Origin of the sequence: Saccharopolyspora sp. 6V (assembly GCF_020176785.1) — a bacterium.
GTDB classification, from domain to species: domain Bacteria; phylum Actinomycetota; class Actinomycetes; order Mycobacteriales; family Pseudonocardiaceae; genus Saccharopolyspora_C; species Saccharopolyspora_C gregorii.
The window spans coordinates 1-9,297 of sequence record NZ_JAIUKB010000063.1; the positions used below are offsets into that span (position 1 = coordinate 1).

General features: G+C 72.2%; 9 protein-coding genes. 4 read left to right on the top strand and 5 right to left on the bottom strand.

The window, feature by feature from the left end:
- Positions 1–159 precede the first annotated feature (159 nt).
- On the bottom strand, positions 160–774 hold the full coding sequence (locus tag LCD35_RS13385; protein WP_224955400.1) for a hypothetical protein: 615 nt from the start codon (positions 772–774) through the stop codon (positions 160–162).
- Between the two features lie 147 nt (positions 775–921).
- Here LCD35_RS13385 and LCD35_RS13390 point away from each other — a divergent pair, with 147 nt between their 5' ends.
- Both LCD35_RS13390 and LCD35_RS13395 read left to right on the top strand, forming a co-directional pair.
- Positions 922–1,917, top strand: a complete 996-nt coding sequence (locus LCD35_RS13390) for a pentapeptide repeat-containing protein (RefSeq protein ID WP_224955399.1) — start codon at positions 922–924, stop codon at positions 1,915–1,917.
- A gap of 812 nt (positions 1,918–2,729) precedes the next feature.
- Positions 2,730–2,915 (top strand): hypothetical protein, encoded by a 186-nt coding sequence (locus LCD35_RS13395; protein ID WP_224955398.1) that lies wholly within the window; start codon positions 2,730–2,732, stop codon positions 2,913–2,915.
- A 67-nt stretch (positions 2,916–2,982) separates the two neighbouring features.
- On the opposite strand, the gene LCD35_RS13400 is transcribed toward LCD35_RS13395, so the two are convergent.
- Both LCD35_RS13400 and LCD35_RS13405 read right to left on the bottom strand, forming a co-directional pair.
- A complete protein-coding gene (locus LCD35_RS13400) occupies positions 2,983–4,191 on the bottom strand; it encodes a cysteine desulfurase-like protein (RefSeq protein ID WP_224955397.1) in 1,209 nt (402 codons plus the stop codon).
- 72 nt (positions 4,192–4,263) lie between these two features.
- A complete protein-coding gene (locus LCD35_RS13405) occupies positions 4,264–6,006 on the bottom strand; it encodes a DEAD/DEAH box helicase (RefSeq protein ID WP_224955404.1) in 1,743 nt (580 codons plus the stop codon).
- A 327-nt stretch (positions 6,007–6,333) separates the two neighbouring features.
- Here LCD35_RS13405 and LCD35_RS13410 point away from each other — a divergent pair, with 327 nt between their 5' ends.
- Complete coding sequence (locus LCD35_RS13410; RefSeq protein WP_224955396.1) at positions 6,334–7,515, top strand: YihY/virulence factor BrkB family protein; 1,182 nt, start codon at positions 6,334–6,336, stop codon at positions 7,513–7,515.
- 54 nt (positions 7,516–7,569) lie between these two features.
- Here LCD35_RS13410 and LCD35_RS13415 read toward each other — a convergent pair whose 3' ends face one another.
- Entirely contained in the window at positions 7,570–7,824 is a 255-nt protein-coding gene (locus tag LCD35_RS13415) for a DUF3039 domain-containing protein (RefSeq protein ID WP_224955395.1), read from the bottom strand.
- Positions 7,825–7,884: 60 nt separating this feature from the next.
- The gene (locus tag LCD35_RS13420) at positions 7,885–8,205 is read right to left on the bottom strand and encodes a DUF3099 domain-containing protein (RefSeq protein ID WP_224955394.1); all 321 of its coding nucleotides are present in this window, start codon (positions 8,203–8,205) and stop codon (positions 7,885–7,887) included.
- Between the two features lie 182 nt (positions 8,206–8,387).
- Here LCD35_RS13420 and LCD35_RS13425 point away from each other — a divergent pair, with 182 nt between their 5' ends.
- Entirely contained in the window at positions 8,388–9,062 is a 675-nt protein-coding gene (locus tag LCD35_RS13425; protein WP_225044273.1) for a 1-acyl-sn-glycerol-3-phosphate acyltransferase, read from the top strand.
- The last annotated feature ends 235 nt before the right edge of the window (positions 9,063–9,297 follow it).

The window sequence follows — 9,297 nt, forward strand, 5'->3', positions numbered from 1 at the left end:
CTATTTCTTTTGTTTCGGATGCGCCGCCGCTGCCCCGCGGGCGCGCCGCCCGTGGCGTTCTCGCTTTCCGGGCGGTCCACCCCCCCCCCCGGGGGCCCCCCCCCCCCGGGGGGCCCCCCCCCTCCTGTGCGTTCGAGGCGGGTCCAGGTCTGCTCCCGCTCAGCGGAGCCGGTCGGCGAGGTGCTCGGCGAAGGCGTCGCCGAGCAACCGGGTCCGTCCGGCGAAGCCCCAGGTGCGGTAGCGCAGCGTGCGCCCGTCGGTGGTGCGCAGCAGCACGACGGTGCGACGGAACCGGTGCAGCACGCGGCCTTCGACGACGGAGTCGTAGCGGTGCGCGGCGACCGGCGCGGACGGTTCGCCGGGTGCGGACTTGCGGCGCCGGGCGGCGCGCAGCCGCTGCAGCCAGCGCGGCGGGTTCCGGTGGAAGTGCCCGAGGGTGACGACGGTGAACACGATCGACAGGACCTCGGCGAGCAGGTTCACCACCCAGTACAGCAGCAGGCCGACCAGGATCAGGAACATGGGCGTCGCGATGATCGCGGCGACCAGCTGGGCGGTGTCGTCGTGCTCCAGCCGCTCGCGGAAGGGCATGGCCAGCACCGCCAGCACCCAGGTGGCGACGACCACCCAGATCATCAGCCGTTTGAGGTCGGGCCAGGCGAAAGCGGTGCGGTGCAGGGTCCAGCCCTGCTGGTCGAAGCGCAGCACTCCGCGGCCACCGGGGCGGGCGTGCACGTGGGTCAGCGCGGACACGCCGACATGTTCGGTGATCACCCGCGGAGATTATCGAGACGCCGCGGTCCGGCGAGGTGGTTCGGTGAATCCGGGAGCGCGGTCACCCCGCGCGGTCGTCGCCGCGCATCCGGGTGGCGTCGGGTCGTTCGGTGGCTCGACCGCGCGCCGGAGCCACATGATCGAGTGGTGAGCGAACGGCGGAGCGCGCAGCGGCCCGAAGTGCTGTCCAACGCGGCGATCGCGGCCTGGGGGATCGGGCTGGTGCTGCTGGGATTGATCTCGATCATCGCGCTGTGGGTGCTGGTGAGCAGCACCGGGCCGGAGGCCGGAACCCGGCTGGACGCCATCCGCACCGCGTTCAGCATCGTGCTCGGCGGTGGCGGGGCGGCCGGCCTGCTGCTGACCGCGCGCAAGCAGCGGTCCACCGAGCTGGACATCGAGATCAAGAGCCACGACTCGGCCGTGGCCCGGGTGACCGAGCTGTACGGCCGGGCCGCGGACCAGCTGGGCAGCGACAAGGCACCGGTGCGGCTGGCCGGGATCTTCGCGCTGGAACGGCTCGCCCAGGGCAACCCGGAGCACCGGCAGACCATCGTGGACCTGCTGTGCGCCTACCTGCGGATGCCCGCCGCCACGTCCGGCGCGGACGACACCGACCCCGCCCTGGAGCGGGAGGTGCGGGAGACCGCCCAACTGGTGCTGACCGCGCACCTGCGCGCCGACGAGGACACCGCCGAGCTGTTCTGGCCGGACATCCGGCTGAACCTGGCGGGCGCGGTGCTGAGCACGTTCCGGTTCACCCGCTGCCGGGTGCGGCGGGCGACGTTCGCCGGGGCCCGCTTCGACGGCGCCGGCGTGTTCCGCGGCGCCGTGTTCGAGCAGCAGGCCGACTTCCGGTCCGCGCGGTTCACCGGACTCGCGGACTTCCGGCGGGTGGGCTTCGACGGCCAGGGCGCGAACTTCCGCGACGCCCTGTTCGCGGGCGAGGTCGACTTCGGCACGCACACCGAGACCACTCTGACCGACGCCTCCGCGACGCCACCCGCCGACGGGGTCCGCCGCAAGTGGCCCGCCGGCTGGTGCGAGGAACCGGACGGGGAGCGGCACGTGCTCGTACGATCGGGTAATGGATCTTCCGGCTCGGTCACCGTTCGTGACAGCATGAGCCGGTCGGAAGACTGAACCGCCGAAGTGCGTGGAAGTGGGTGAACCCCTGTGTCCAGGATGCACGCACGACTCTCCAGTGCGCGCTGCACGTGCGCGAACCGCTCGACGCGGCCGGCACGGCCGTTGCTCGGCCGCGGTGGTTCGCCCACGGGCCCGCTCGGTTAGGTGATCGCGGCGGCCGTGGGTCGACCGCGGTCGCTCTCCCGGCCGGAGCAGTCCGCCTCGCCCGGAGCTCGGACGCCCGGATTCGCGGGGCGATCCGCGCGATCGGTCGACGGCACCGGTGCGGCTTGGTGGCCGCTCCGCGCGATCGATCCGCACGGTCCCGCCGCGGGGATCCTGGCGGACCGAGACCGGAACGTTCCGCCGCGGAGGCCCCTCAGCGGCGGTTCCACGCCGAATTCGCCGGAATTCGCGGGGAATCGAGGCGTGATTCATCACACAGTGAATCTCGGGAATTCGGCGCATCCCAGGCGTGCCGGTCGTTCGCTTGCAGCAGAACCGTTCGCGCCCGGAGCCGGGAATGCGCACCGCCGGTACGCACGAAACGCCGGTCGGCGCAATTCGAGGTTCACCATTTTCCCTGGTCAGGGGACTCGAAAACGGCTCCGTGCCGGGATTGCCACGCTCCGCTACCGGTGCTGCGGCAAGCGGGTACTTCGACGTGACGACGGTCGCCACTCCGCTCGGGAACACTGACGTACGGCTGTGCGTCTGCAAGAGTGGGGTAAGCGAGCACCGGCCCCGCCGCCAGTGGGCCACCGGTGGTCGCAGCAGGATCGAGGGCGTCGGGGTACGACCCGGCGCCGGGACGGAGGGAGATCACGATGCCTGGAACGCTCACCCGCCCCGAGCTGACCGCCGCCGACCGCTGCGACCGCTGCGGGGCCGCTGCGAAGCTTCGCGCCGTACTGCCATCCGGTGGGGAGCTGTTGTTCTGCGGGCACCACGGCCGGGAGTTCGAGCCGCGCTTGCGGGAAATGGACGCCGAACTCCAGCAGGACGAGCAGTAACGACACCCGACCCGAAAGCCCCGGAGAACCTGGTTCTCCGGGGCTTTCGGCGTACCGGTACGCGCGGTCAGGCCAGTTCGCCGAGCGCGTCGAGGAGCCGCCGCACGTCGGCCTCCTCGCTGTAGTGGCACAGCGCGGCGCGCACCGCGCCCTCCTCGCCGAGGCCGAGCGCGCGCACCGCCTGCCACGCGTAGCCGTGCCCGGCGGACACGTTGATGCCCCGCTCGGCGAGCCACCCGGCGACCTCCGCGGGCGAGCGGCCGGGCACGGTGAACGCCGCGATCGGCGTGCAACGGCCTGTTGGCCGGCCGACCCGGCGCACGTGCGGCAGCTCGGCGAGCCCGTCGAACAGCAGCGCGGCCAGCCGGTCCTCGTGGGCGACGACCGCGCGGCGGCTCGCGAGCAGCCGCTCCCGGCGGGTTCCGGTGGCCGCGGGGTCCAGCTCGGCGAGGTGGTCGACGGCCGCGGTCACCCCCGCCAGCGACTCGAACGGTGCGGTGCCCAGCTCGAACCGGGTCGGGATCTCGTCCGGCGAGGGCAGCAGCTTGTCCGGGTTCAGCGTCTCCAACGACCACGGGTCGGCCGCCACCACGGCTGCCAGGTGCGGGCCGGACCACTTGTAGGCGCTGGTCGCGTAGAAGTCGGCGCCCAGCGCCGCGACGTCGACCTCGGCGTGCGGGCAGTGCTGCACCCCGTCGACGAAGCTCGTCGCCCCCACCTCGCGGGCCCGCCGGGTGATGGCCGCGACGTCCGGGACCTCACCGACCAGGTTCGACGCCGCGGTGACCGCGACCAGCCTGGTCCGCTCCCCGATCAGCTCCACCACCCGTTCGGCGGGCAGCGACCCGGTCTCCGGATCGATCGGGGCGAACCGCACGGTCGCTCCGGCCCGCTGCGCGTGCTGCACCCACGGGCGCACGTTGGAGTCGTGGTCGAGCTCGGTCACCACCACCTCGTCGCCCGGGCGCCAGCCCGCCGCGAGGACCCCGGCGAAGCGGTAGACCAGCGCCGTGGTGCTCGGCCCGAACACCACGCACTCCGGGCCGGGCGCGCCGGTCAGGTCGGCCAGGGCGGCGCGCGCCCCGGCCACGACCGACACCGCCCGGCGGCTGGAGTCGAAGTCCCCGCCCACGTTCGAGACGCCGCGCGCCAGCACCTCCGCCACCGCGTCGATCACCTGCTGCGGGACCTGCGTCCCGCCCGCCGAATCGAGCCAGGACCGGCCGTCGGACAGCGCCGGGTACCGGGCCCGCACCTTCTCCACGTCGAATGCCATGGGGAGCAGGGTAGGCACGGGCGATCACACCGGGGTCGCGATCGGACACCGTCCGCAGCGGGCAGCGAGCCCTCACCAGGACCGCAGGGTGGCGATCCGCTCCTCCAGCTGCTCGACCGTGGCCATCGCGGTGGGCGGGCCGCCGCAGATCCGGCGGAGCTCGTTGTGGATCTTGCCGTGCGGTTTGCGGGTGCGGTGGTGGTGCAGCGAGACGAGCGTGTTGAGCTCCTTGCGCAGCCCCTTCAGCCGTTCCTGCACGCTCTGCGGGCGACGGGCCTGCTCGGCCTGCTCGGCGCGTTCGGCGGCCTTCTGCTCCTTGTCCGCGGCCTCGCGCTTGCCGACGGTCTCCAGCTGCTGCTCCTGGCGCTGGCGCAGCAGCGCTCGCACCTGGTCCGGTTCGAGCAGCCCTGGCAGGCCCAGGTAGTCCTGTTCGTCCTCGCTGGTGCCGAACGCGGCCGTGCCGAACGAGGAACCGTCGTAGATCACCTGGTCGAGCTCGGCGTCGGCACCCAGCGAGGTGAACGCCTTCTCCTCCTCGCCCGGCTCGTCCTTGGTGCGGTTCGCGTCGGCGAGGAGCTCGTCCTCCCAGCCGTCCTTCTCCCGGTGCGGTTTGCCCAGCACGTGGTCGCGCTCGGCTTCGAGCTGGCTGGCCAGTTCCAGCAGCACCGGCACGCTGGGCAGGAAAATGCTCGCCGTCTCCCCCGGGCGCCGGGCGCGGACGAAGCGGCCGACGGCCTGCGCGAAGAACAGCGGGGTGGAGGCGCTGGTGGCGTAGACGCCGACGGCCAGCCGCGGGACGTCGACACCTTCGCTGACCATCCGGACCGCGACCATCCACTCGCCGTCGGAATCGGCGAACTCGGCGATGCGGCCGGAGGCCTTCGGGTCGTCGGAGAGCACCACCGTCGGCGTCGTGCCGGTCATCCGCTCCAGCGTCTTCGCGTACGCCTTCGCCGTGACGTGGTCGGAGGCGATCACCAGACCGCCCGCGTCCGGCACCCCGCCGTTGCGGAGCTGCTGCAGCCGGGTGTGCGCGGCCTGCAGCACCGCTGGGATCCACTCCCCCGCCGGGTCCAGCGCGGTGCGCCAGGCCCGCGCGGTCTGCTCCGCGGTGAGCGGCTCACCGAGGCGCGCGGAGAACTCGTCGCCCGCGTTGGTGCGCCACCGGGTCTCCCCCGAGTACGCCAGGAAGATCACCGGGCGCACCACGCCGTCGCGCAGCGCGTCCGAGTAGCCGTAGGAGCTGTCGGCCTTGCTGCGCATCGACCCGTCGGCGTCCGGCTCGTAGTTCACGAACGGGATCGGCGTGTCGTCGCTGCGGAACGGGGTACCGGTCAGGGCCAGGCGCCGCACCGCCGGGGTGAACGCCTCGCGCGTCGCGTCGCCCCACGACTTCGCGTCGCCCGCGTGGTGGACCTCGTCCAGGATCACCAGGGTCTTGCGCCGCTCGGTGCGGACCCGGTGCAACGTGGGGTGCGCGGCGATCTGCGCGTAGGTGACCACCACGCCGCGGTAGTCGCTGGAGGTGAAGCCGTCGGAGTTGCGGAAGTCCGGGTCCAGCGGGATCCCGGCACCGCCCGCGGCCATCGCCCACTGGTGCTTGAGGTGCTCGGTGGGGGCGACCACCGTCACCGACTCCACCGTCCGGTCCGCCAGCAGCTCCGCGGCGATGCGCAGACCGAACGTCGTCTTGCCCGCACCGGGCGTGGCGACGGCGGTGAAGTCCTGCGGGTTGCTGGAGAGGTACTTCGCCAGCGCCCGGCGCTGCCAGGCGCGCAGCGGGCGCTGGGCGGCCTGCGACGGGTCGCTGAGCACAGATCGGACTGGATCGAGTTGTGCCTCGGACACGCTTGCTCGCCGCTCCTTCCTGAGCCTTCTCCCCCTCGCGATGCGCGCGGCGCGTACCTGCGGATCACCGGCCGGGCGCGAGACGCCCCGGCGGCCCGGTGGAACCCGTCCACCCGTCCCGCCGCGCGGCTCCGCGCCGAGCGGGAGATCCGCCGAGGGCGACCCGCAGCCTACCGCCCCGCCTCCCGTGACCGGGCGCACCGACCCGCCAGCCGGATCGAGATCGCGCTGACACTCCCGGTTCGCCGGGTCCACGCCCGCTCGTCGTTCGCATGCAGCATCCTTGTAGCCGCGATGGGTTCCTCAGGTCCGACCGGTGACAGCCAGCGGCCCGGCCAGCACGGCCGACGGCCGGAGCCCTCCGATGCGCGCGCGCCGGAGGAGGACGCCCAGTCGCCGCCCGAGCAGGGCTGGGCCGCCACCGCCGGAACCCGCCCGCGACGAGGGCCGTTGCAGCTGATCTGGCGCACCATCGACAAGGCGTGGTGGGACAACATCTTCTCCGAGTCGGCGGCGGCCGCGTTCTGGCAGACGCTGTCGATGCCGCCGCTGCTGCTGGGGCTGCTGGGCAGCCTCGGGTTCCTCGGGGACTGGTTCGGGCCCGCCGTCGTGGACGCGGTGCACGGCAAGATCCTGTCCGGGGCGCGCGCGGTGTTCAGCGGCAACGTGGTGGACCAGATCATCGGGCCGACGGTGGAGGACATCCTCACCAAGGGGCGCAGCGAGATCGTGTCGGTGGGCTTCCTGCTGTCGTTGTGGGCGGGATCCTCGGCGCTGGCCTCGCTGGTAGACTCGATCACCATGGCCTACGACCAGTACACGGTGCGGCACAGCGTGTGGCAGCGGATCTTCGCGCTGCTGCTCTACCTGGCGGCGCTGCTGCTGGCCGTCGTCGGACTGCCGGTGATCGCGCTCGGCCCGGAGTGGCTGCCGACGGTGTTTCCGCCGTCGATGCAGGACGACGTGGCGTGGCTGATCCAGGTGTTCTACTTCCCCGCCACCGGGCTGCTGCTGGTGCTGGCGCTGGCCACGCTGTACAAGGTGGCGCTGCCGCGGAAGCTGCCGTGGCACCGCGGGGTGCCCGGCGCGCTGGTGGCGATGGCCGTGTTCCTGTGCTCCAGCGTCGGACTGCGCTGGTACATCACCTGGGTGACCGGCACCGGCTACACCTACGGGGCGCTGGCCACGCCGATCGCGTTCCTGCTGTTCGCGTTCTTCATCGGGCTGGCGATCATCATCGGCGCCCAGTTCAACCAGGCGCTGCAGGAACTGTGGCCGGCGAAGATGACCCGCCGGGAGCGGCGCAAGTGGCGGCGCCTGGAGATGCGCCGCGCCGAGCAGCAGCTGCGCACCGAGGAGGGCTACCGGGCGTGGCGGGCGAAGGACGAGCGGCCACGCGCCGCCGTCGATCCGCCGACGACGATCGTGACCACCGCGCTCGCGCAGGAGAAACCGGACCCCGACGAGGAGTCCTAGCCGGTCCAGCTCTCAGTGGCTCCCCGGCACCGGCGAGCCACTGAGCAACCCGGCTCAGTCGTCGTCGCCACCACCGGGGGGCAGGCCTTCGAAGACCTTCTTGCAGTCCGGGCACACCGGCGAGCCGGGCTTCGCCGACTTCGTCACCGGGAACACCTCGCCGCACAGCGCCACCACGTACGTGCCCATGACCGCGCTCTCGGCGATCTTGTCCTTCTGCACGTAGTGGAAGACCTCTGGACGGTCATCCTGGGTCTGGTCCGTGGTCTCCGGCCGGACATCGGTCTCCGGAAGCGTCATCGTGCTCATCACCCCATGATGCCGCACCGCGCGCGGCGTGCACCGCGCACCTCGGACGCCCGAACCGATTCAGGAGTCGTCGATCACCCGGTGGTCGCGGGATTCCAGCGCGCGCGCCGACTGCTGGTAGCGGTTGACCTGTTCGCTCTTGCGCGGCGGGCGGTCGTTGGCGATGAGCACCGCCATCCACGGCAGCGGGATCGAGATCGCCACGATGATCAACGCCAGCCACCAGATCTGGTAGCACGCCGCGCCCGCGATCAGGCACGGGATGCGCATCGACATCATGATCGCGTACTTGCGGCGGCGCTCCGCCTGCTGATCGTCGTAGGACGGCTGCGCCTCGGTGATCAGCACCGGGGTGTCGTCGCCGTGCCGAGTGCTGCTCACGACACCACCTCCACGTCCTCCATCGTCCCACTCGGCCCGCGGCTCCGACACCCTGGTCGCGGGGTGACCGCCGCCGCACCGATCCACGGGTTTCACGTGGACTTGACCCGGTGGCGACCGCGGCGACCTGCGGCGGCGGTAGGTTCTGGGGTGGCGGGAGAGACGGACGGGGAGGCTGCGCGATGTTGTACATACTCACGAAACGGGTGCTCGGTTCGGTGGCGCGGGCGGTGTACCGCCCGAAGGTCACCGGTGCCGAGCAGGTCCCCGCCGAGGGCCCGGTCATCTTCGCGGTGAACCACCTGTCGGTGGCCGACAGCTTCATCGTGCCGCTGGTGGTCCCCCGGCCGGTGGCGTTCCTGGCGAAGGCCGAGTACTTCCAGGGCGGCGGGGTCAAGAACCGGCTCGTCGGAGGCGTGTTCCGGTCGCTCGGAGCCATCCCGGTGGAGCGCGGGCGCGGGCGGGCCGCGAAGGAGGCGCTGGGCGCGGCCGAGCGGGTCCTCGCCGACGGCGGCGCGTTCGGCATCCACCCCGAAGGCACCCGCTCCCCCGACGGACGCCTCTACCGCGGCCGGACCGGAGTGGCCCGGCTGGCGCTGAGCGGGGCGGCGACGGTGGTGCCGGTGGCGCTGCACGGCACCGACCGGCTGCTGCCCATCGGGGCGAAGGTGCCGCGGCTCACCCGCGTCGAGGTCCGGTTCGGCGCACCGCTGGACTTCTCCCGCTACCACGGCATGGAGGGGTCGCTGCCGGTGCTGCGGTCCATCACCGACGAGATCATGTACGCCATCTCGGAGCTGTCCGACCAGGAGTACGTGGACCGCTACCAGTCCCCGTCCTCCCAACAGGCGGCTTGATCGGCCAGGACACCTGATCGAACCTGCCCAGCGGGTCCTATCTGTTTCTTGTCAGCGGCGAAGCCGCTGAGCCGCCGATCACCTGATCAACCGGACCACCAGCGGGTTCTCAGCGGCGTTCTCGCGAGGACAGCGTTTTCTCATGTGGCGGAGCCACCTGTGAAAACGATCCCGCAGCGAGAACGCCGCTGAGGTTCCGCCACCCCACCCCCGAGCAAGCCGAGGGGACCACAAT